This window comes from Microbacterium sp. Z12_35 (assembly GCF_058310475.1).
Genome location: NZ_JBZEGJ010000003.1, coordinates 66697 through 87315 on the forward strand (window position 1 = coordinate 66697; position 20619 = coordinate 87315).

Below are 20619 nucleotides of genomic sequence, written 5' to 3' on the forward strand. Positions count from 1 at the left end.
TCCTTCTGCGATGCCGGGGTCACGGCTCGCCGTCGCCCCGTCCGTCCGCTGGTCCAGGCGGTGTGTCCGTTTCCGTCCGGGCATCGAGGCGAAGAGTCGACCCGTGGGCGTTCGGGCCGACGACCGGCCCGACGGTCCGCGGCCCGTACCGGTCGTACTTCGCGTGGTAAGCGTCGTCCACCGCCTTCTGAAGAACGGAGTCGCCAGGATCGATCGGCGTGAATGCCACGGCCCGTTCGATTCCACCCGCCTGGATGCGACCGGTGCCCGATCGGACGGCGCGCCGATACCAGGGGTTCCCGGTGCCGTAGGCGGAGCGGACGTAGATGCTGTCCCCCGCGCGGACCGACCAGATGGTCACGTACGGCCGGTCGGTGCCGTCGGGACGCCGCGAGGAGACCCGCAGCTCGTCCGCCCGACCGATGAGGTCGAGCTCGTCAGCGCTCCAGTTGCTCATGGGGGTCCTCTCGGGATGTGAAGTGGCGGGACGCGTTCACGCTAGGGCGTACGGTCGGTGATCGGGAAGGGGTAGCGCGACCTCTGCCCGCGCATCTCCCGCGCGAGGGCGCGTGGGGAGCAGGCCGAAAGGGCACCGCGGTGTGCGGGTGCGAGGAGACGAACGGCTCAGACGTACTGGAGGGTCGCGGCACGGGCGATGGAGCGCGAGCGGATGTCATCCCAGTTGAGGACGACCACTCCGTGCGAGCCGGACGGGTCGTCGGAGCGCTCGCGCAGCCGATCGAACAGTGCACGCCCGTTTTCGCAGCGCGAGACATCCAGCAGAGTGACCTCCACGTCGCGACCGGCCGCGCGCTCGAGTTCGGAGTGAAGACGAGTGGCCAGGGCGGAGGCGAGGCGGTCGAAGTAGCGCACCATGTGCGGATCCAAGGTGGTAGCGATCACCGCGTGGCGGACGGCGCCGCCGTGCCGGACCGTTTCGGCCGCGAGCTGCCCGGCGATCTTCAGCCGGGCTTTCGCCACCCCTCGCGAGGCGACATCGCGCAGGTCCACCCCGACGACGACCGTACGGGCATCGGCGGGAACGCGGCTCTCGGGAGCGCCGCCGGTGAGATAGGCCACGCCGTCGCCGGCGGAACACTCGCGGAGCGTGTCGAGCACGTCTCCCATCAAGATCATCGGGCGGACCATGTCGGGCTCTCTCCGTGGGCGGGACGACCCCGGAGGATCGCCGTCGGCCGGACTGTCCGGCGCAACGCTGCTGACGGAGGGCGAGCCTACTCCCGGTTCGCGAGGATGCCGCGACCCACGCGCTCTTCACGCGGAACGGTAAACCTCCACGCTGTCCGGTCGCTCGCGTGCGGCGAGCACGACCGCGAGGATACCGAGCCCCAGGGTGTGCGCCAGGAATCCCAGCATCCCGAGGGCGGCGAAAGGAGCGTAGAAGGCCTGGATCCCGGCGGCGCCGGTGGCGGTGAACAGGATCTGCGGGATCGCCCACACCGCCGCCTGAAGGAGAAGCACGGCCAGCGGCGCCCAGCACCACGGCGACGGCACGGTGCCGGCCCGCGCGATCCGCATCGCGGCGATCAGGCCGGCCCCGACCGGCACGATCAGCGAGATGTAACCGTAGACGGCCCAGCTGCCGGTCTCTGAGGAGAGTTGCGTCGACAGCAGCCCGCCCACCAGGGTGTCCGCGAGCGGCCACACCGCGACGATGGACAGGGCTGTGACGCCGAGCGGGCCGCGCGCCACAACGCTCGCCGCCTGTGAGGCACCGACGGCGAAGAGCAGGACAGCCGCCGCGTAGATGACGTCGGCCGTCATGGCGACGCCCCACACCGCTCCCGGAGACCCCGCCAGGCTGGAGCGGAGCGCGCCGAGGACCCCGCAGGCGAGGAGGCCCGCCCCGCCGACGACCCATGTCCGGCGGCGGCTTCGCATGCGGCCAGGGTAGCGCTGCACCGCCACCGGAGTGCGCAGCCCCTCCACATCGAGCATGATTGTCATGACACCTCCGCCGATCAAGGGAAACCCCATGTCCCGACCCACCGTGCTGTTCGTGTGCGTGCACAACGCCGGACGCTCGCAGATGGCCGCGGGCTACCTCGAAGCACTCGCCGGCGACCGGATCGACGTGCGATCGGCCGGGTCCGAACCGAAGGACGCGGTCAACCCGACCGCCGTTCAGGCGATGGCGGAGGAAGGGATCGACATCGCAGCGAACGCCCCGAAGATCCTCACGGTCGACGCCGTACGCGAATCCGATGTCGTGATCACCATGGGATGCGGCGACGCCTGCCCGATCTTTCCCGGCAAGCGATACGAAGACTGGGTACTCGACGACCCGGCAGGCCAGGAACTCGACGCGGTGCGCCGCATCCGCGACGACATCCGCTCCCGCGTCGAGGCCCTGATCGGCGACCTGACGGCCTGACCCGCCGGACCCCCGGCCCCTCCCCCCTTCCAGGAGCACGATGACCGCTGTCGTTCCGGCGCAGGATGCTGCCGCCCGGTACCGCATCGAACCCACGGTGTGGCAGGCCGTGCGGAGCCCTCGCCTGCTCACCCGCGAGGTGCTGGCGGGGCTCGTGGTCGCCATCGCCCTGATCCCGGAGGCGATCGCCTTCTCGATCATCGCGGGGGTGGACCCGCGGTACGGGCTGTTCTCTTCGTTCGTCATGGCCGTCGCCATCGCCTTCCTCGGTGGACGCCCGGCGATGATCACCGCAGCGACCGGCGCCGTCGCTCTGGTCATCGCGCCTGTGGCGCGCGAGTACGGCATCGACTACTTCATCGCGACGGTTCTGCTGGGAGGTGTCATCCAGCTCGTGCTCGCCGCGCTCGGTGTGGCGAGGCTCATGCGGTTCATCCCCCGCAGCGTCATGGTCGGCTTCGTCAACGCGCTGGCGATCCTCATCTTCGTCTCCCAGGTGCCCCACCTCATCGACGTGCCGTGGCTGGTCTACCCGCTCGTGGCCGCGGGCCTGGCGATCATGTACCTCATGCCGCGCGTGACGAAGGCGGTGCCGGCGCCGCTCGTGGCGATCGTGCTGCTGACCGGCGCGGTGGTGCTCCTGGGCTGGAGCGTGCCGACCGTCGGCGATCAGGGGGAGCTCCCCACGAGCCTGCCCTCTCTGTTCCTCCCCGATGTCCCGCTCACCTGGGAGACGCTGGGCATCATCGGCCCGTTCGCTGCGGCGATGGCGATCGTCGGTCTCCTGGAGTCTCTGATGACCGCGAAGCTCGTCGATGACATCACCGACACGCATTCGCGCAAGACCCGCGAGGCGCTCGGCCAAGGCACCGCCAACATCCTCTCCGGCCTGTTCGGCGGCATGGGCGGTTGCGCGATGATCGGTCAGACGATGATCAACGTGAAGGCGTCCGGTGCCCGGACCCGCATATCGACGTTCCTCGCCGGGGTCTTCCTGCTGATCCTGGTCGTGGCCCTCGGTGACATCGTGGCGATCATCCCGATGGCGGCGCTGGTGGCCGTCATGATCGTCGTCTCCGCGGCCACCTTCGACTGGCACAGCATCCGCCCCTCCACGCTTCGCCGCCTGCCGAAGAGCGAGACCGCCGTGATGGTGGTGACGGTCGCGGTCACCGTCTGGACGCACAATCTCGCCCTCGGGGTGGGCGCGGGCGTCGTGGCGGCCATGCTGCTGTTCGCCCGGCGGGTCGCGCACTTCACCACGGTCACGCGCGACGTCACCGACGGAGATCGACCGACGGCGCGCTACACCGTCGACGGCGAGCTCTTCTTCGCCTCCAGCAACGACCTCACAACCCAGTTCGACTACACCCGCGATCCCGACCGCGTGATCATCGATCTCTCCCGTTCACACGTGTGGGACGCGTCGACCGTTGCTGCGCTCGACGCCATCCAGACGAAGTACGAACGCTTGGGGACGACCGTCACCTTCGAGGGGATGAACGCCGCGACGAGCGGATTCCACGGGCGACTCACCGGTGGGCTCGGCGCCGAGCACTGACCCGCGGATGCGAAGGCACACCCTCGTCATTCCTCGAACGGGGGAAGGTGCGGGATGGGGTTCGGCCGCGTCGACCGCGGCACGACGGCCGGACGATCCACCGGGCCGGTGGGCAACGGGAACCGGGTTCGCACGTCGATGCCTTCACGAAACCGCCGCCCGGTGATCGACGATGGTGTGACGCGGATGTAGAACGGCTTCGCCGCCGGGCTCGCCGTGCTCAGCTGCGCAACGCCGCTGCGGCGGATCTCCTCATCGATGACCACCTGGACCGCATCGCCTCGCACCAGAACGCTCCAGTGAAGGTCGTGCTCATTGCCGTCGGCTTCGAAGGCGACGGTCGGGCGCGCCCGGATGTGGCGCAGCTTGCTGTCGTTGGCAGTGCGGATGTAGAGCAGTCCCTCGCTGGTGAGGAAGTTCACGGGAAACAATTCCGGCTCGCCTGACGCGTCGAGCAGAGCCAGTCGCCCCATGCGCGTCCCTTCGAGATGGCCCCAGCACTGCGCCGCGCTCAGTTTCTCGACGGCGCCGTCGGCCGGTACGGGGAGGAAATTGACCATGTCCGCCTCCTTCATCGCTGCTCTCGGCTGTGGTCCCTGGGGGAAATCTACGTCGCCTCGCTCCGTCCCGCCACCGCTTGCGCCCGCGGCATCCTTCCGTCCCGCAACCGACGCCGGAAGAACGCCACCAGAGCGACCATCGCCACCAGCTCCACCACGGTCTGCGTCACCACCACGAGCGGAGCGAGCTGCAATGCCGACGGCAGGGCGAGAGCAAGCGGAAGCACCACGAGGGAGTTGCGGGTCACACCACCGAAGACAATGGCCGTGCGGCCGGGCCTCTCCAGTCCGACCGCGCGGCCGGCGAGTGCTCCCACAGGCGCCATCACGACGATGAATGCGACGAAGATCGGCACGGCAGCGACCACCGAAGCGAAAGCTCCCCCCACCCGAGCGATCTGTGAACCGATCACGACCACGAGCGTGAGCATCATCAGCGGCACCATCAGGTGGATGGCGCCGGCGGAAAGGCGCCGCGCCGGGCCGAAGCGGACGGCGGTGACCTGGGAGAGAACGGCCAGGACGAGGGGCACGACGATGAGACCGACGAACGCCGCAACGAAGGGGGCCACCTCGATCGCGGCTGCCGCCGCCGGTCCGGCCATGAGCCACAGGTAAGCCGGGAGAAGCGCGAGCTGGGCCACCATGAGCAGCGGCGTGGCCGCCAGAAGCCGCTCGCGATCACCTCCGGCGAGGCCGGCGAACACGATGACGTAGTCGACGCAGGGGGTGAGGAGGACGAGGAGGACGCCCACGAGCAGGGCCGGGTCGGCCGCGACGAACCTGCTGAGCCCGAAGACAACGGCCGGCACGACGACGAAGTTCACGATGAGGAGGACACCGAGGAAACGGAGGTCGGCGAAGCTGCGGGCGACTCGTCCGAACGGGACCGAGAGGAACGTGACATACAAGAGCGCCGCGAGCACCGGTGTGATCGCATGCTCGAGGGGCGAAGCCGCCGCCGGCAGCGCGAGGCCCAGTACGGCCCCGAGGGCGATCGCGAGCAGGGAGAGCGCGACTTGACGCGCGCCCATCCACTCGATCACCCGCCGCATGGCCCCATCCTCACCGCTCCGGGGCTCCTCGTGCGAATGCGGCGGGACGTGGGCGGTCTCGGACTCCGGCATGTCGGTGTGCCGGCGCGGCGGTTCACACGCCGTTCACCGCTCGATGATGAGGTCGTGACGTGCACCATCCCGTAGGCGAGGTGTTCGGCGCCTTTCTGAAGCTGGGCCTCACTTCTTTCGGCGGTCCGATCGCCCACCTGGGGTACTTCCGCGACGAACTCGTGACGCGTCGGGGATGGGTCACCGACGAGCAGTACGCCGACGTCGTGGCGCTCGGGCAGTTCCTGCCGGGCCCGGCCTCCAGCCAGGTCGGATTCGCCCTCGGGATGCTGCGGGCCGGGTGGCTGGGCGCCCTGGCGGCATTCGTGGGCTTCACCCTGCCCTCGGCGGCGCTCATGGTGGCGGTCGCGGCAGGCGCGACCTCTCTGACCGGGGTGGTCGCGGCGGGCGTGGTCGAGGGACTCACGATCGTGGCGGTTGCCATCGTCGCGCACGCGGTGTGGGGGATGGCGCGCACGCTGACGCCGGACCGGCCGCGCGCCACGATCGCTTTGGGCGCGGCCGTCCTCGCGCTCCTGCTGGGTGGTTCGATCGGGCAGATCCTCGCGATCATCCTCGGCGCAGCAGCCGGGCTGCTGTTCTGCCGGCACGACGGCGCATCAGCGGGAACGCCCGGTGTGCGGTTTCCCGTGTCGCGCGCGGCGGGCATCGTGTGCCTGGCTGCCTTCGGGGTCCTGCTGATCGGGCTGCCTCTCGTCGCCTCGTTCACGAGAGGTGCCGACGTGGGTTTGTTCGCGGCCTTCTTCCAGGCGGGCGCGCTGGTCTTCGGCGGTGGACACGTCGTCCTGCCTCTCCTCGAGTCGGCCATGGTGCAGACCGAACAGGTGAGCGTGGACCAGCTCCTGACGGGGTACGGGGCCGTCCAGGCCGTTCCGGGTCCGCTGTTCACCTTCGCCGCATACCTGGGGGCGCTCGCCGATGGCGGCCCCGGCGGCATCCCCGGCGCCGCGATCGCCACGGTGGGGATCTTCCTTCCGGGCTTCCTGCTCCTGACCGGGGTGCTGCCGTTCTGGAACGCGCTACGCCGGCGGTGGTGGGCGGAGCCGTCGCTGCGAGGCGCGAATGCGGCGGTCGTGGGGATTCTCGCGGCTGCCCTGTACACACCGGTGTTCACCACCGCGATCACCGGTGTCTCCGAGTTCGCGCTCGCCCTGCTCTGCTTCGTACTGCTCACCGTGTGCCGGCTCCCACCCTGGGCGGTGGTGGTGTTCGGAGGGGCCGGGGGCGGCGTGATCCTCGGTCTGCTCCCCCACTGACGGCGGCGGCCTGTGACGGGCCGGTACCCCTCTCTAGGCGATCCCGACCTCCGTCGCGCGCGACGCCGCCTCGCGTGCCCCGCCGTCGAACGGGTCACCGTGGCCCGGAAGGACCAGCCGCGCATCGGTGGCACCGAGGGCGCGCAAAGCAGCGAGAGCGGAAGCTCCGTCGGCCGTCGCGGCACGGGCGACGACGCGCGGACCGGTCTCGCCGGTATAGGGGTCGTACGTCACCAGCGCATCGCCGGAGAACAGGATGCCTCGATCGGGCAGGAAGAACGCACAGTGGCCGTACGTGTGGCCGGGCGACCAGACGGGGACGAGGCCCCCCGGCGTAGACGCGCCCTCGCCCGGGAGGACGTCGCCGTGCGCGTCGACACCATGCACTCCGAGGGCGCCGGCACCCACCATCCGCGCGAGAACGGGGAGGGCACCGGGGTGACGAGCGGGGTAGAGGAATCGCGGCCGCTCGTGGGCGTAGCGGTACGGATGCCGAGCCAGACGCACGTCTTTCTCGTGGATGTGCAGGGGCACGTGATGATCGTGCAACAGGCGGTCGCACATCCCGACGTGGTCGAAGTGCCCATGGGTCAGGTAGACCGAGGCGAGGTCGTCGGGGGTCAGCCCCAGCGACTGCAGCGCCTGGCGCAGGAGCGGCCAGCTTCTCGGCAGGCCCGCGTCTATCAGCACCGGACCGTCGCCGGTTTCGACCACATAACAGTTGACTGCGGCGCGGCTGATGCGGACGACGCCGTCGGCGACAGGGAACACGCCATCGGGGTTTCGAGCCATGCCGGACACTGTGCGCCACCGGAGTGTGCCGCGCGGACGGGGTTGCCAGCATCGGGACGTCCTGGTAGCGACGACGCGCGGCAGGCGTGTCCCCTCCCCCTCGTGTCAAGCCTCTCGGACGGCGGGGACCCGCGCCTTAGCGTCACCCCGAACGAGGAGGTGCATCGGCGTATGCGCAGAAGCGGTCGGGTGGTTGTCATCGTCGGTGCGTCGCGCGGCATGGGGCGCGCCGCGGCGTACCGGTTCGCGCGCCGATCGGCGCGTCTGGTTCTCGTCGCCCGCGACGAAGCCGCCCTTCTCGAGGCGGCCGCGGAATGCCGCGCGCTCGGTGCTCAGGTCCTCGTCATCCCCGGAGACGTCACGGTGGAAGGCACCGCCGCCGAGGTGGTCACCCGCGCGGTCGAGCGCTTCGGTTGCGTCGATGTGTGGATCGGCGCCGTCGGGGCGCTGGTCTACGGACGTGTCGAGCAGACCCCCACCGACGTCTATCGGCGGGTCTTCGAGACGAATGTCGTTGCGCAGATCGACGGCGTTCGCGCGGTGCTCCCGCAGCTGCGGGCACAAGGATCGGGCCGGATCATCCTCATCGGGTCCCTGTTCTCCGTGGTGACCGCTCCCTACGCATCCGCCTACGCGGCGAGCAAGTTCGCGCTGCTGGGGTTCACGCGCTCGCTGCAGCAGGAGCTCCTCGGGTCGCCCGGCATCGAGGTGCGCATGGTGCTTCCCGCCAGCATCGATACGCCGATCTATCAGCGGGCGAGCAACTTCACCGGTCGCGCGCCGCGGCCGCTGCCACCTGTCACGTCTCCCTACCGCGTGGCGCGCGTGATCGAGCGGTCCTCGCGCGGCCTCGGTCCCCGCGTAGCCACGGTGGGGCGGGTGCAGTCATCCATGATCCTCCTCGCCAGGGCGCTCCCCCGGGTGTACGACCGCGTCATCCTCGTCCTCGTGGAAACGCTCGGCCTCTCGCGGGATCCGGCTCCCGACTCGCTCGGGGCACTGCAGTCGGCCCAGCCGGGCCCCAGCACCGTCACGGGTGGGTGGCGCTCTCCGCGCCGGCGGGCGATGCTCGCGGCGAGCGCAGCGCTCGGCGCCGCCGCACTGTGGGGACGACGGCGCCGCGGCTGACGCCCACACCCCCGCTTCGTGTCTCGGGACGGGCGTCCGTTGTCAAGGGCCCCCGGCCTCTGCCCTCCGCGGGAGAGAGTGAGGATGTCGCGTCCACGTCCGAACGGAGAATCTGTGTCCGTCGTCGAATTCGCCCCCTCCACCCTCGCCGTCCCGTTCTCCGCACGGGGCCCCCTCAGCGAAGCGGTGCTGCGCCGCCTCACCGGCGAGGATGCGGGGAACGAGCACACCGATCGCGCGGCCGAGGCGCTCGCCCGCTCGACCGTGATCGCCCAGGACGATGACATCCAGCTCGCCCTGTTCGCCCTGTACGCGTCCGCTTACGGCTCGATCGACGGGTTCTCCGCCGACCTCGAGTGGGATCCCGAGCTCGTCCGCACACGGCGGCTGCTGGAGGAGGCGTTCGAAGCGGAGCTGCGCTCGACCGTCGACGTTCCGGTGACCCCGGAAGCGTCAGCGGATGCCGTGGCCCGGCTGCTGTTCGAGATGACGTCGGCCGACGCCGGCCCGAGCCTCTCGCGGTACCTCTACAAGAAGGCTACGAAGGAGCAGGCCCAGGAGTTCCTGATCCAGCGCTCGATCTACACGCTGCGCGAAGCCGATCCGCACTCGTGGGCCATCCCGCGGCTGACCGGACGCCCGAAGGCCGCACTCGTCGAGATTCAGTCGGACGAGTACGGCGGCGGCCGGCCGGAGCGCGTCCACGCCGCCATCTTCGCGGCGGCGATGCGGGGAGCCGGCCTCGACGACACGTACGGTACCTACGTCGACCGCGTGCCGGCGGTCACGCTCGCCTCCCACAACGTGATGTCGATGTTCGGGCTCAACCGCCGCCTTCTGGGCGCCGTGGTGGGCCACCTCGCCGCGTTCGAGATGACGTCGTCCATCCCGAACGCCAAGTACGCCGACGGACTGCGCCGGCTGGGATACGGGGCAGAGGTGACCGACTACTTCGACGAGCACGTCGAAGCCGACGCCGTGCACGAGCAGATCGCCGGACGCGACATGGCCGGCGCGCTGGCGGAGGACCGTCCCGACCTGCTTCCCGACATCCTCTTCGGTGCCGCCGCCTGTATGGTCGCAGACGAGTGGGTCGGCGCCCACATGATGGAGGCGTGGTCCCGGTCGGAGACCTCCCTGCGAGGCCCGGAATGACCGACGACCGAGTCACCATCACCGCCTACCCCGACGGCCCGCTGCTGCTGCGCGGCGACGTCGACCTGCGCACCGCCGAAGGCCACCCCATCCCCCGCAAGCGCCGGACGGTGGCACTGTGCCGGTGCGGGCTGTCGGCGATCAAGCCATTCTGCGACGGGACCCACAAGGCCGCTGGATTCCGCACGGACGAATGAACCGCTCCCCGCGGCTGACCGCGGAGTATGTCCTTCCACTCAAGTGGAATGACGATGCCGCGCTGGACGAGCTGACCGCGTATCTGCGGGGGCTCAGCGCGGCGGTGGATGTCACCGTGGTCGACGGGTCGGATCCGTCGAGCTTCTCCGCGCACGCCGCCGCGTGGGGTGGGATGGTGCGCCATCTGCCCGTCAGCGAACGCTCGGGGGCGAACGGCAAGGTGCGCGGGGTTCTCACCGGGGTGCGCGCCGCTCGACACGAGCGCATCGTGCTCGCCGACGACGACGTCCGGTACGACCAGGCGGTCCTCGCGGCAGTCGTCGGGTCGCTTGATCACGCGGAACTGGTGAAGCCGCAGAACCACTTCCGTCCTCTGCCGTGGCACGCTCGCTGGGACACCGCTCGCACTCTCCTGAACCGCGCGCTGGGTGCCGACTACCCGGGGACCTACGGGGTGCGCCAGTCGGCGTTGCTCGCCACCGGCGGCTATGACGGCGACGTCCTCTTCGAGAATCTGGAGATGGAGCGCACCATCCGCGCGGCGGGGGGACGCGTCGCCGCCCGCGACGACATCTTCGTCGTCCGGCGGCCGCCGTCTTCGCGGCTCTTCCTGTCGCAGCGCGTGCGCCAGGCCTATGACAGCCTCGCTCAGCCCGGACGCTTCGCCGCGGAACTCGCCATCCTCCCCGCGCTGCTCTCCGCCGCGAGGCGGCCGCTGCGCCTGGTCGCGGGAGCGACAGCGCTCGTGGCCCTGGCCGAGTTCGGCCGCCGTCGGCGCGGGGGGCGCGCGGTGTTCCCGGCATCGAGCGCGTTATGGGCTCCCCTGTGGGCGGTGGAGCGGGGCGTCACGGCGTGGCTCGCGTTGCTCCTGCGCGTCGGAGGCGGCGTGCGTTACTCGGGCCGGCGCCTCTCGCGCGCCGCAACCCCCGCGCGCGTGCTCCGGGCACGGCACGGGAATGCGATCACCCCGGGAGAGGACCCTACGGCTCCAGCACGACCTTGATGCAGCCGTCGGCCTTGCGCTGGAAGGTGTCGTAGAGCGCAGCCGCGTCCTCCAGCGGCGCCCGGTGCGTGACCAGGCGTTCGGTGCCGAGCGGGTCGGCGGGATCTTCGACCAGCGGAAGCAGGTCGTCGATCCAGCGCTTGACGTTGCACTGCCCCATCCGGAGCGTCAGTTGCTTGTCGAACATCGTCTTCATGGGAAGGATGTCGGCGTCACCGGCATACACGCCGCTGATGGACACGGTGCCGCCACGGCGCACCATGTCGATGGAGGAGTGCAGCGCCGCCAGCCGATCAATGCCTGCCTTCTCCATGAGCGGCCGCGCCAGGACGTCGGGAAGCACCCCGATGGCCTGGTGGGCAAGGTGAACGCCGGGACTTCCGTGCGCCTCGAGGCCCACCGCGTCGATGACGGCGTCCGCGCCGCGTCCTTCGGTGGCCTCGCGGATGCGCTCGACCGCCGCCTCATCCCCCCACGCCTCCACCCCGAACCGCGCTGCCATCTCGCGCCGCTCCGGTACGGGGTCGATGCCGATCACCCGGTGCCCCCGGTACACGCCGATCCGCGAGGCGAACTGCCCGACCGGGCCGAGGCCCATCACGACGAGCGTGCCGTTCTCCGGCAGGTTCGCGTACTCGACGCCCTGCCAGGCCGTCGGGAGGATGTCACTGAGGAAGAGGTACCGATCGTCGGGGAGCTCCTTGCCCACGAGCACGGTGTTGTACTCGGCGAGCGGCACCCGCAGCATCCCCGCCTGTCCCCCTGGGACCTGTCCGTAGAGCTTCGTATAGCCGAAGAGGGATGCACCCGAACCGTACTCCGTGACCTGCGTCGTCTCGCACTGCGACTGCAGCCCGCGACGGCACATGAAGCAGTGCCCGCAGGAAATGTTGAACGGCACCACCACCCGATCGCCGGGGACGAGGGTGGTCACATCCGCGCCGACTTCTTCCACGATGCCCATCGCCTCGTGGCCGAGAATGTCGCCCGCGTCCAGGAACGGCCCGAACACTTCATACAGGTGGAGGTCCGACCCGCAGATCGCCGTCGAGGTGATGCGCACGATCGCATCGGTGGGTTCCTGGATGCGGGGGTCAGGTGCATCCTGCACGGAGACCTTGCGCTTGCCCTGCCACGTCAGTGCTCTCATGCCGTTCCGCTCCCTTGACTCGCGGGGCGCGATCCGGCGCGCCCCGTCATGCTGAGCTTCGCGGGCATGCCGGTGTGGGGCGCGGGGATTGACAGCGTTCGAACAGAGGCAGTACGCGGATGCTGCTTCAGCCGGCGGCGAGCGCGCGCCTGTCCAGGGTTGGGGATGCTGTCAACCCCGTCCTTCCCGCCGGTGACCTGCGGTGCGATGGAATCCCGACGAAAGGAAAGCGGAATGTCCGATCCCGCCGCACCGCAGAACCCCGAGAGCGAACTCCGCACGGACTCCGGGTACCCGAACCGTGACCGCGCAGACCTCGCCGACCAGGCGCCGGCGCTGGCCGACGACGAAGCGATCGCCGAACACCTCGCCGAAGGCGACGACCCCGACGACCACGACGACCCCACCGCGGCGCAGTGAGTCGACCCATCGGCCGCCGCCTCCTGCATTCACGGGAATGGATGCGACGGTCGACGGGTTGCGCCTGACATGCAGCGATTCGGAACCCTCTCCTTCGGGCACTACGGTCCCCTGGGCGGCGGGCGTGAGCTCACCGCGGGCGACACGCTGATCCAGGCGGTCGACCTTGCCCAGGGATTGGACGACCTCGGCGTCAACGGCACGTACTTCCGGGTGCACCACTTCGCCCGCCAGCACTCCTCGCCGATGCCGCTGCTCGCTGCGATCGCGGCCCGCACCCAGCGCATCGAGATCGGTACGGGCGTCATCGACATGCGGTACGAGAACCCCCTGTACCTCGCGGAGGAAGCGGCCGCCGTCGACCTGCTCAGCGACGGCCGGCTCGCGCTCGGCGTGAGCCGAGGGTCACCGGAGACGGTCGTCCGCGGGTACGAAGCGTTCGGTTACACCGGGTCGCACGACCCGCGCGGGGCGGACATCGCCCGCGAGCACTTCGACCTTTTCCTCCGGGCGATCGACGGCGAAGGGCTCGCCGAGCGCGATGACTCCAGCCCCTTCGGCGGAGGCCGCGGGATGCAGCGGATCGAACCGTACTCGCCGGGACTCCGCTCCCGCGTGTGGTGGGGCGCGGGCACCATCGCCACAGCAGAGTGGGCGGGACGCATCGGGGTGAACCTCATGTCGTCGACGCTCATCAGCGAGGACCTCGGCATCCCCTTCGATGAACTGCAGGCACAGCAGATCGACGCCTTCCGCGCGGCGTGGCGCGAGGCAGGTCACGCCGGCGAGCCTCGCGTATCGGTGAGTCGCAGCATCTTCCCGATTACGTCGGAGCGCGACGCGATGCTCCTGCGCGGCGGCCAGGACTCCGATCAGGTCGGCATCATCGACGGCATGCGCTCGACGTTCGGGCGCACCTACGCTGACGAACCCGACGTGCTCATCGAGCAGCTCCTCGCCGACGCCGCCATCCGCAGCGCCGACACGCTCGTCCTGACCATTCCGAGCCAGCTCGGGGTGGAGTGGAACCTGCGGCTCATGGAGTCGTTCGCGCGGTATGTCGCTCCCGCGCTCGGCTGGAAGAGCACCCTGGCCCCCACGGTCTGAGCCCGGCGCTGACCAACCGGAGCGCGCTGCCGCGCCGGGCCGATCGGAGTACTCCCCCGGGACACTGAGCGAGCGCAGCGACCTCCCGGACACTGAGCGAGCGCAGCACTCCCCCGGACGCTGAGCGAGCGCAGCGAGACGAAGCGTCCACCCGCCCGACCCGCGACCCTTCGTCTCGTCGCTCCGCTCCTCGCTCAGGGTCCGGAAGCGAACACCCGGACACTGAGCGAGCGCAACGCACACCCGGACACCGAGCGAGCGCAGCGAGACGAAGTGTCCGACCGCGCGGGTTCTCACCCTTCGTCTCGTCGCTGCGCTCCTCGCTCAGGGTCGGAAGCGGACCCCCGGACGCTGAGCGACCGCAACGCACACCCGGACACCGAGCGAGCGCGGCGAGAAGAAGTGCCCGATCGCGCGGGCTCTTACCCTTCGTTTCGCTCCGCTCCTCGCTCAGGGTCCGGAAGCGGACCCCCGGGCATCGAGCGAGCGCAGCGAACACCCGGACGCTGAGCGAGCGCAGCGAGACGAAGCGTCCACCCGCCCGACCCGCGACCCTTCGTCTCGTCGCTCCGCTCCTCGCTCAGGGTCCGGAAGCGGACCCTCGGACGCTGAGCGAGCGCAGCGAGACGAAGTGTCCAACCGCGCGGGCTCTTACCCTTCGTGTCGTCGCTCCGTTCCTCGCTCAGGGACCCAGGGCCGCGCCAGAGCAATGTCGGAGGCCCGGAGTAGGTTTGGGTCATGGAAAACAGCTCCCGGCCTGGGGAAAACGGGCCCGATGACACCGCGCGGTTGCGTGCGCGTCTGGCCGGGGTGCTCGAACAGAAAGCGATCATCGCCAAAGCCCAGGCGGGTCTCATCCGTCACCAGGCGGCCCTCGCCGAGGTCGCCGTGGAACAGATCGGCCGAGCATCCGCCCAGTTGTCGCGGAAGCGGGAGATGCCGATGCGGTCGATCGCGGCGGAGGTCGCGTTCGCGACCCACGCGCATGACCGGACCGTGCAGAAAGACCTCAACGACGCGTACGTCCTGGTCACCCGGTTCCCCGCGACGGTGGACGCGTTGGAGGACGCGCGGATATCCAAGCGCCACGTCGACGTGATCCTGCAGACCGGCACCCCGATCGACGATGACGACGTGCGGGGCGCCTGGGAGAAGACGGTCCTCGCGTACGCAGAGCGGGAAACCCCAGGGCGCACCGAAGGGTGTGCGCGGGAACTGGCCGAGCGCGTCAACCCCCTCGGCATGACCGAGCGCCACGCCCGCGCCTGTGAGGCGCGAGGTGTCAGTGTGCTCGACCTCGACGACGGAATGGCACTCCTTCAGATCCTTCTTCCGGCGACCCTCGCGCACGGGGCGCGCGACCGGATCACCCAGCAGGCCCGCCTCATCCGCGACGCCGCCACGACCGAACGTGCCCGCCGAGCATCGGGAGAGTTCGCCACCAACGAAGCGACCTCGGGTGGCTTGGCCGACGAGGGCACTCCGGGGGCCGGCCCCGAGCACGCGGGATGCGACGTGGTGGATGACACGCGTACGCTCGCGCAGATCTCTGCGGATCTCGTCGCCGACATGATCCTCACGGGCACCCCGGCCATCGATCCCATCGCGGATAAGAGTCCCGGCGGCCTGGGGGCGATCCGCGCCCACGTGCAGATCCTCGTGCCGGTGACCACCCTCACCGGAACGACTGACGCCGGAGCCAGCCTGCACGGGCAGATCCCCATCGACCCGGCCACGGCCCGCCGCTTCGCGGGTGACGCCCCGGGATGGGACCGGGTCATGTGCGACCCGATCACCGGAACCGTGCTCGAGGTCGACCGGTACACTCCTCGACCCGACCAGAAGCGCTTCCTCCAAGCCCGCGACCAACACTGCCGCGGGTTCGGATGCCGCGCCCCGGCCCACCGCTGCCAACTCGACCACAACCACGAACACCATGAGGGCGGACCCACCGCCATCTGCAACCTGTCCCATTTCTGTCTCCGACATCACACACTGAAGACGGAAACGGAATGGACCGTGAAGCAGCTCCCCGACGGGGTCCTCGAATTCACCAGCCCGCTCGGCAACAGGTACACCGACGAACCACCCAAACGGGTCGTGTTCCTGCCCGACGGCGACCCACCGCCGTTCTGATGCCGAGCCGACCGGGCCGACCCTTCGTCTCGTCGCTGCGCTCCTCGCTCAGGGTCCGAAAGCGGAACCCCGGACAGGGAGCGGGCGCAGCGAGACGAAGCGTCAGGGGACGAAGTCGTCGGGGTCGACGTCGTCGAGGAATCGGCGGAACTCGTCCACCTTCTCCTCCTCGTCCACTTCCTCCGCCGGTTCGGTCAGCGACTCGGGCACGCCGGCCTCAGCGAAGACGGCATCCGCCACCCAGATCGGCGCGTTCACTCGAGACGCCAACGCGATCGCATCCGAGGGTCGCGCGTCGATGGCGCGCAATCCGTGCGGGGTGAGCAGGGTGACCTCTGCGTAGAACGTTCCGCCATCCACCCGCGTCACCTCGACACGGTCGACCGTGCCGTCCAGCGCCGCCAGCAGTCGCACCATGAGATCGTGCGCGAGCGGGCGAGGCGGAACCACCCCTTCGACGGCGACCAGGATGGCCGTGGCCTCCTGTGCCCCGATCCACAGCACCGATCCGGCCGCCTCTGACGGACCGATGGGCTTCAGCAGAATCACATGCTGCTGCGCGGCGTCGAGTGCGACGCCGGCGACGTGTACTCGAACCATGCTGGCCCCCCGTGCGGTGAGATGCGACTCAGCCTACGACCGGCCTCCGCATCCGTCACGGGGTGCGGAGCGGGACGTCGCGAAAGCGTGCGCGGAAACCGCTCAGGAGCCGGCGCTGTCGGCGGTCGCGCCGCCCGCCTCCAGCACGTCACCGGCAGGAAGCTCCTGGTGTCCGCCGAACTGCAGGCGCATCGCCGAAAGGACCTGGTTGGCGAAGTGGTCTTCGTCACGCGACGCGAATCGTTCGAACAGCGATGCGGCCAGGACCGGGACGGGCACGCCGATATCGACGGCGGCCTTGACGGTCCAGCGGCCTTCGCCGGAGTCCGACACCCGACCGGCCAGGCCGTCGAGGGTCGGGGTTTCCTGCAACGCTGCGGCGGTGAGATCGAGGAGCCACGAGGAGATGACCGAGCCGCGTCTCCAGAGCTCGGCCACCTTCGGCGTCGCGATGTTGAACTGGTAGTACTCCGGCTCCTCCAACGGCGCGACCTCGGCGGAGTGCGAGGTCTCGCGCAGGCCGGCGTCGGCGTTGTGCAGGACGTTCAGACCCTCGGCGAGCGCCGCCATGATGCCGTACTCGATGCCGTTGTGGACCATCTTCACGAAGTGACCCGCTCCCGACGGCCCGCAGTGCAGGTAGCCGCGTTCCTCGGGCGCGTAGTCACCCTCGCGTCCGGGCGTACGCGGGATGTTCCCCGGCCCGGGTGCGATCGTGCGCAGCACCGGCTCGATGTGCGCGAACGCCTCATCCGGGCCACCCACCATGAGGGAGTATCCGCGGTCGAGGCCGAAGACACCGCCGCTCGTGCCGACGTCGACATAGTGGATGCCCCGCTCCTTCATGGCCTTCGCGCGGCGCACGTCGTCACGGTAGTTCGAGTTCCCGCCGTCGATGATGATGTCGCCCGGCTCGAGCACAGCAGCGAGCTCTTCGACGACACCGCCGGTCAGGCCCGCGGGGATCATCAGCCACACGGCGCGAGGCGCCGTCATCTTGGCGACCAGGTCGGCGAAGTCGTTCACGCCGACCGCGCCCTCGCCGGTGAGAGTCGCCACGGCCTGCGGATTCACGTCGTAGACGATGGTCTCGTGTCCGTCGCGCATGAGGCGGCGCACGATGTTGGCGCCCATTCTCCCGAGTCCCACCATGGCCAGTTGCATCTTGTGCTCCTCCGAGGGGTCGTGCGGAGACGGACGCCTCCACCGCGAGTCTAGGCAGTCCCCGATACCCCAGGACCCGGAATCACGCCCACCCGCACCGGCGCCATCGCAACTCAGCTCATCAACGCCGCGATGCCGGCGAGAGCCGAGACGAGCGCCAGCACGAGGGCGACCGCGATCAGCACGGCATGCACGATCAGGAAGCGCGTGGGCTTGCCGGCGGCATCCCGCGATCGAGGGTCCTTGGCGACCCGGCCGTAGAACCGAGGCCACACGATCACATTGAAGGCGGCGTTCACGAACAGGAGGACGGCGAGGGCAACTTCCACGGGTCCGAGCCTAGAGGCGCCGGCTACAGCCGGACGACCTCGGTGGCGCGCACGATGGCGGTGCCCTCCTCCTCGGATGCGGCAAGGTCGACGACCGCCCGGATCCGCCAATCGTGATCGCCGGCCGGGTCATCGAGGGTCTGCTCCACCCGCCAGGTGCCGGTCGCCGCATCCGTCTCATCGATCGTGACGAGCGCGGCGGAACGGGCGGCACCACCCGTGAGGATCTCGTCATGCTCGGCGTAGTACGCGTCCAACGCCGCCGACCAGTCGACGTCCGGATCCAGTGCCGCCAGGTCGTCGTCGCGCTGGAGAGCCGCCAGCTGAACGCGGCGGAACATCTCGTTGCGCACCAGCACACCGAAGGCGCGTCGGTTCGTGAGCACCGACGGCGGCGCCGGCGGCACCACCGGTGCATCCTCGTCCAGCGGAGGGGCGATGAGCGCCGCCCACTCGTCGATGAGGCTGGAGTCGACCTGCCGGACGAGTTCGCCGAGCCACTCGATGAGGTCGAGCAGGTCGGGGGTCTGCGCCTCGGTGGGGACGGTCTGGCGGATGGCACGATACGCGTCACTGAGGTAACGGAGCACGAGTCCCTCGCTCCGCGCGAGCGAGTACAGCGACACGAACTCGCCGAACGACAGAGCCCGCTCGAACATGTCGCGGACGACCGATTTCGGAGACAGCGCGAAGTCGCGCACCCAGGGCTGAGTGGATGCGAAGACCTCGTACGTCTGCGCGAGCAGCTCAGCGAGCGGTTTCGGATACGTGACGTCCTCGAGCGCCTCCATGCGCTGGTCGTAGTCGAGCCCCTCGCGCTTCATGGCCGCGACCGCCTCGCCGCGGGCGAGGAACTCCTGCTGGGAGAGGACGGGCCGGGGGTCGTCGAGGGTGGCTTCGATGATGCTGACGACGTCGAGCGCGTAGTGCCCGGAGCCGATGGCACCGGGACCATCGTCGGGGTCGAGCAGCTCGATCGCGGCGAGCGCGAACGGCGACAGCGGCTGGTTGAGTGCGAAGTTCGGCTGCAGATCGACGGTGAGCCGCACCTGTCCCTCGACGACCTCGACGATCCCCGCCGTGACCAGGGTGCGGTAGATCGCCAGAGCCCGCCGGGCCAGGTCACGCTGCCGGGCACGCGGCTCGTGGTTGTCGAACACGAGCGCGCGGACGTTGGCGAACACGTCGCCGCCCCGCGCGATGAGGTTGATGAGGATGGCCGCGCTCATGTGCAGATGCGGCACCAACGGCTCGGGCTCCGCGGACACGAGCCGCTCGAACGTCGCTTCGCTCCAGTTGACGAAGCCCTGCGGCGGCTTCTTCCGCACGATCTTCCGAAGCTTCTTGGGGTCGTCGCCCGCCTTGGTGACGGCAGCGGCGTTCTCGATCTCGTGCTCGGGCGCGAGGACGACCACGGTCCCGGCCGTGTCGAACCCGGCCCGCCCGGCACGACCGGCGATCTGATGGAACTCGCGGGCCGAGAGGTGCCGCATCCGCTGCCCGTCGAACTTCGACAGCGCCGTGAGCAGCACCGTGCGGATGGGGACGTTGATCCCGACGCCGAGGGTGTCGGTGCCGCAGATGACCCGGAGCAGTCCGCGCTGGGCGAGCGTTTCGACCAGCCGGCGGTAGCGGGGCAGCATGCCCGCGTGATGCACACCAATGCCCGAGCGCACGAGCCGGGAGAGGGTGCGCCCGAACCCGGTCGTGAAGCGGAAGCCGCCGATGGCGTCGGCGATCTCGTCGCGCTGCTCGCGGGCGATCACACGGATGCTGGACAGCGCCTGGGCCTGCTCCATGGCCGCCGCCTGGGAGAAGTGCACGATGTAGATCGGCGCCTGACGAGTGTCGAGCAGCTCCTGCACGGTCTCGTGAGCGGGCGTGCGGGCGTACGAGAAGTGCAGCGGGACGGGCCGGTCCACGCCGGTCACGCGGGCCGTGGGGCGACCGGTCCGCCGGGCGAGGTCGTCCGCGATGGGCGTGACATCGCCGAGGGTCGCCGACATCAGGAGGAATTGCGCACGCGGCAGCAGCAGGAGGGGCACCTGCCATGCCCACCCGCGTTCGGTGTCGCCGTAGTAGTGGAACTCGTCCATCACGACCTGGTCGACGGCGGCGGCGGATCCTTGCCGGAGGGCGAGGTTCGCGATGATCTCCGCCGTGCAGCAGACGATCGGCGCGTCGGCGTTGACGGACGAGTCGCCCGTCACCATCCCGACGTTCTCGGCGCCGAAGACATCCACGAGCGCGAAGAACTTCTCGCTCACGAGCGCCTTGATCGGGGCCGTGTAGTAGGTGCGTCCGCCCCTCACCAGACAGGCGGCATGGGCGGCGACGGCGACCAGCGACTTGCCAGTCCCCGTCGGGGTGGAGAGGATGACGTTCGCCCCGGACACGAGCTCGATGACCGCCTCGTCCTGAGCCGGGTACAGCGTCAGTCCGCGATCGCCCGCCCACTGCACGAACCCGGCGTACACGGCGTCGTCGTCGGCGCCGACCGGGATGAGGTCGAGCAGGGTGGGGGGCACACTCCACCCT

Annotated in this window: 21 protein-coding genes; 10 read left to right on the plus strand and 11 right to left on the minus strand. The window is 69.9% G+C overall.

Annotation, left to right across the window (positions count from 1 at the left end):
* Positions 1 to 19 precede the first annotated feature (19 nt).
* From AC4FS1_RS16700 to AC4FS1_RS16710, 3 genes are all read right to left on the minus strand, one after another.
* Positions 20 to 457: a DUF2255 family protein gene (locus AC4FS1_RS16700; RefSeq protein ID WP_491156851.1), complete on the minus strand. Its 438-nt coding sequence runs from the start codon at positions 455 to 457 to the stop codon at positions 20 to 22.
* Between the two features lie 167 nt (positions 458 to 624).
* A complete protein-coding gene (locus AC4FS1_RS16705) occupies positions 625 to 1137 on the minus strand; it encodes a hypothetical protein (protein ID WP_491156853.1) in 513 nt (170 codons plus the stop codon).
* A gap of 138 nt (positions 1138 to 1275) precedes the next feature.
* Positions 1276 to 1968 carry a hypothetical protein gene (locus AC4FS1_RS16710; protein WP_491156855.1) on the minus strand — a complete coding sequence of 231 codons (693 nt, stop codon included), beginning with the start codon at positions 1966 to 1968 and terminating at the stop codon, positions 1276 to 1278.
* Between the two features lie 28 nt (positions 1969 to 1996).
* Here AC4FS1_RS16710 and AC4FS1_RS16715 point away from each other — a divergent pair, with 28 nt between their 5' ends.
* Positions 1997 to 2395, plus strand: a complete 399-nt coding sequence (locus AC4FS1_RS16715) for an arsenate reductase ArsC (protein WP_491156857.1) — start codon at positions 1997 to 1999, stop codon at positions 2393 to 2395.
* A 40-nt stretch (positions 2396 to 2435) separates the two neighbouring features.
* Complete coding sequence (locus tag AC4FS1_RS16720) at positions 2436 to 3956, plus strand: SulP family inorganic anion transporter (protein ID WP_491156859.1); 1521 nt, start codon at positions 2436 to 2438, stop codon at positions 3954 to 3956.
* Between the two features lie 26 nt (positions 3957 to 3982).
* On the opposite strand, the gene AC4FS1_RS16725 is transcribed toward AC4FS1_RS16720, so the two are convergent.
* Together AC4FS1_RS16725 and AC4FS1_RS16730 are read right to left on the minus strand one after the other, a co-directional pair.
* Positions 3983 to 4516, minus strand: a complete 534-nt coding sequence (locus AC4FS1_RS16725) for a pyridoxamine 5'-phosphate oxidase family protein (RefSeq protein WP_491156861.1) — start codon at positions 4514 to 4516, stop codon at positions 3983 to 3985.
* Positions 4517 to 4563: 47 nt separating this feature from the next.
* On the minus strand, positions 4564 to 5571 hold the full coding sequence (locus AC4FS1_RS16730) for an arsenic resistance protein (RefSeq protein WP_491156863.1): 1008 nt from the start codon (positions 5569 to 5571) through the stop codon (positions 4564 to 4566).
* A gap of 131 nt (positions 5572 to 5702) precedes the next feature.
* On the opposite strand from AC4FS1_RS16730, the gene chrA reads away from it, so the two are divergent.
* Complete coding sequence (gene chrA, locus AC4FS1_RS16735; protein ID WP_491156865.1) at positions 5703 to 6899, plus strand: chromate efflux transporter; 1197 nt, start codon at positions 5703 to 5705, stop codon at positions 6897 to 6899.
* 33 nt (positions 6900 to 6932) lie between these two features.
* Here the strand turns inward: chrA and AC4FS1_RS16740 are convergent, their stop codons facing one another.
* Entirely contained in the window at positions 6933 to 7691 is a 759-nt protein-coding gene (locus AC4FS1_RS16740; RefSeq protein ID WP_491156867.1) for an MBL fold metallo-hydrolase, read from the minus strand.
* 189 nt (positions 7692 to 7880) lie between these two features.
* On the opposite strand from AC4FS1_RS16740, the gene AC4FS1_RS16745 reads away from it, so the two are divergent.
* From AC4FS1_RS16745 to AC4FS1_RS16760, 4 genes are all read left to right on the plus strand, one after another.
* Complete coding sequence (locus AC4FS1_RS16745) at positions 7881 to 8819, plus strand: SDR family NAD(P)-dependent oxidoreductase (RefSeq protein ID WP_491156869.1); 939 nt, start codon at positions 7881 to 7883, stop codon at positions 8817 to 8819.
* A 114-nt stretch (positions 8820 to 8933) separates the two neighbouring features.
* Positions 8934 to 9974, plus strand: coding sequence for an iron-containing redox enzyme family protein (locus AC4FS1_RS16750; protein ID WP_491156871.1), 1041 nt, complete (start codon positions 8934 to 8936; stop codon positions 9972 to 9974).
* On the plus strand, positions 9971 to 10171 hold the full coding sequence (locus tag AC4FS1_RS16755; protein ID WP_491156872.1) for a CDGSH iron-sulfur domain-containing protein: 201 nt from the start codon (positions 9971 to 9973) through the stop codon (positions 10169 to 10171). The genes AC4FS1_RS16750 and AC4FS1_RS16755 overlap by 4 nt, the downstream gene beginning before the upstream one ends.
* Positions 10168 to 11175, plus strand: coding sequence for a glycosyltransferase family 2 protein (locus tag AC4FS1_RS16760; protein ID WP_491156874.1), 1008 nt, complete (start codon positions 10168 to 10170; stop codon positions 11173 to 11175). The genes AC4FS1_RS16755 and AC4FS1_RS16760 overlap by 4 nt, the downstream gene beginning before the upstream one ends.
* On the opposite strand, the gene AC4FS1_RS16765 is transcribed toward AC4FS1_RS16760, so the two are convergent.
* On the minus strand, positions 11153 to 12325 hold the full coding sequence (locus AC4FS1_RS16765; RefSeq protein WP_491156876.1) for an alcohol dehydrogenase catalytic domain-containing protein: 1173 nt from the start codon (positions 12323 to 12325) through the stop codon (positions 11153 to 11155). The two genes, AC4FS1_RS16760 and AC4FS1_RS16765, sit on opposite strands and share 23 nt — an antisense overlap.
* Positions 12326 to 12559: 234 nt before the next feature.
* Here AC4FS1_RS16765 and AC4FS1_RS16770 point away from each other — a divergent pair, with 234 nt between their 5' ends.
* The 3 genes from AC4FS1_RS16770 to AC4FS1_RS16780 all read left to right on the plus strand — a co-directional run bounded on the left by AC4FS1_RS16770 (position 12560) and on the right by AC4FS1_RS16780 (position 15988).
* Complete coding sequence (locus AC4FS1_RS16770; protein ID WP_491156878.1) at positions 12560 to 12745, plus strand: hypothetical protein; 186 nt, start codon at positions 12560 to 12562, stop codon at positions 12743 to 12745.
* Between the two features lie 69 nt (positions 12746 to 12814).
* Positions 12815 to 13852 carry an LLM class flavin-dependent oxidoreductase gene (locus tag AC4FS1_RS16775; RefSeq protein WP_491156880.1) on the plus strand — a complete coding sequence of 346 codons (1038 nt, stop codon included), beginning with the start codon at positions 12815 to 12817 and terminating at the stop codon, positions 13850 to 13852.
* 738 nt (positions 13853 to 14590) lie between these two features.
* A complete protein-coding gene (locus AC4FS1_RS16780) occupies positions 14591 to 15988 on the plus strand; it encodes a DUF222 domain-containing protein (protein WP_491156882.1) in 1398 nt (465 codons plus the stop codon).
* A gap of 102 nt (positions 15989 to 16090) precedes the next feature.
* On the opposite strand, the gene AC4FS1_RS16785 is transcribed toward AC4FS1_RS16780, so the two are convergent.
* From AC4FS1_RS16785 to AC4FS1_RS16800, 4 genes are all read right to left on the minus strand, one after another.
* Positions 16091 to 16588: a bifunctional nuclease family protein gene (locus AC4FS1_RS16785; RefSeq protein ID WP_491156883.1), complete on the minus strand. Its 498-nt coding sequence runs from the start codon at positions 16586 to 16588 to the stop codon at positions 16091 to 16093.
* A gap of 102 nt (positions 16589 to 16690) precedes the next feature.
* Positions 16691 to 17752 carry a phosphogluconate dehydrogenase (NAD(+)-dependent, decarboxylating) gene (gene gnd, locus AC4FS1_RS16790; RefSeq protein ID WP_491156885.1) on the minus strand — a complete coding sequence of 354 codons (1062 nt, stop codon included), beginning with the start codon at positions 17750 to 17752 and terminating at the stop codon, positions 16691 to 16693.
* A 113-nt stretch (positions 17753 to 17865) separates the two neighbouring features.
* Positions 17866 to 18081: an SCO4848 family membrane protein gene (locus AC4FS1_RS16795; RefSeq protein ID WP_491156886.1), complete on the minus strand. Its 216-nt coding sequence runs from the start codon at positions 18079 to 18081 to the stop codon at positions 17866 to 17868.
* A gap of 23 nt (positions 18082 to 18104) precedes the next feature.
* On the minus strand, positions 18105 to 20609 hold the full coding sequence (locus AC4FS1_RS16800; RefSeq protein ID WP_491156887.1) for a DEAD/DEAH box helicase: 2505 nt from the start codon (positions 20607 to 20609) through the stop codon (positions 18105 to 18107).
* Positions 20610 to 20619 lie beyond the last annotated feature (10 nt).

Excerpts from the sequence above, each read along its gene's own strand:
- AC4FS1_RS16700 (WP_491156851.1), bottom strand. The coding sequence starts at position 457 with ATGAGCAACTGGAGCGCTGACGAGCTCGACCTCATCGGTCGGGCGGAC.
- AC4FS1_RS16705 (WP_491156853.1), bottom strand. The coding sequence starts at position 1,137 with ATGATCTTGATGGGAGACGTGCTCGACACGCTCCGCGAGTGTTCCGCC.
- AC4FS1_RS16710 (WP_491156855.1), bottom strand. The coding sequence starts at position 1,968 with ATGACAATCATGCTCGATGTGGAGGGGCTGCGCACTCCGGTGGCGGTG.
- AC4FS1_RS16715 (WP_491156857.1), top strand. The coding sequence starts at position 1,997 with ATGTCCCGACCCACCGTGCTGTTCGTGTGCGTGCACAACGCCGGACGC.
- AC4FS1_RS16720 (WP_491156859.1), top strand. The coding sequence starts at position 2,436 with ATGACCGCTGTCGTTCCGGCGCAGGATGCTGCCGCCCGGTACCGCATC.
- AC4FS1_RS16725 (WP_491156861.1), bottom strand. The coding sequence starts at position 4,516 with ATGGTCAATTTCCTCCCCGTACCGGCCGACGGCGCCGTCGAGAAACTG.
- AC4FS1_RS16730 (WP_491156863.1), bottom strand. The coding sequence starts at position 5,571 with ATGCGGCGGGTGATCGAGTGGATGGGCGCGCGTCAAGTCGCGCTCTCC.
- AC4FS1_RS16740 (WP_491156867.1), bottom strand. The coding sequence starts at position 7,691 with ATGGCTCGAAACCCCGATGGCGTGTTCCCTGTCGCCGACGGCGTCGTC.
- AC4FS1_RS16755 (WP_491156872.1), top strand. The coding sequence starts at position 9,971 with ATGACCGACGACCGAGTCACCATCACCGCCTACCCCGACGGCCCGCTG.
- AC4FS1_RS16760 (WP_491156874.1), top strand. The coding sequence starts at position 10,168 with ATGAACCGCTCCCCGCGGCTGACCGCGGAGTATGTCCTTCCACTCAAG.
- AC4FS1_RS16765 (WP_491156876.1), bottom strand. The coding sequence starts at position 12,325 with ATGAGAGCACTGACGTGGCAGGGCAAGCGCAAGGTCTCCGTGCAGGAT.
- AC4FS1_RS16770 (WP_491156878.1), top strand. The coding sequence starts at position 12,560 with ATGTCCGATCCCGCCGCACCGCAGAACCCCGAGAGCGAACTCCGCACG.
- AC4FS1_RS16775 (WP_491156880.1), top strand. The coding sequence starts at position 12,815 with ATGCAGCGATTCGGAACCCTCTCCTTCGGGCACTACGGTCCCCTGGGC.
- AC4FS1_RS16780 (WP_491156882.1), top strand. The coding sequence starts at position 14,591 with ATGGAAAACAGCTCCCGGCCTGGGGAAAACGGGCCCGATGACACCGCG.
- AC4FS1_RS16785 (WP_491156883.1), bottom strand. The coding sequence starts at position 16,588 with ATGGTTCGAGTACACGTCGCCGGCGTCGCACTCGACGCCGCGCAGCAG.
- gnd (WP_491156885.1), bottom strand. The coding sequence starts at position 17,752 with ATGCAACTGGCCATGGTGGGACTCGGGAGAATGGGCGCCAACATCGTG.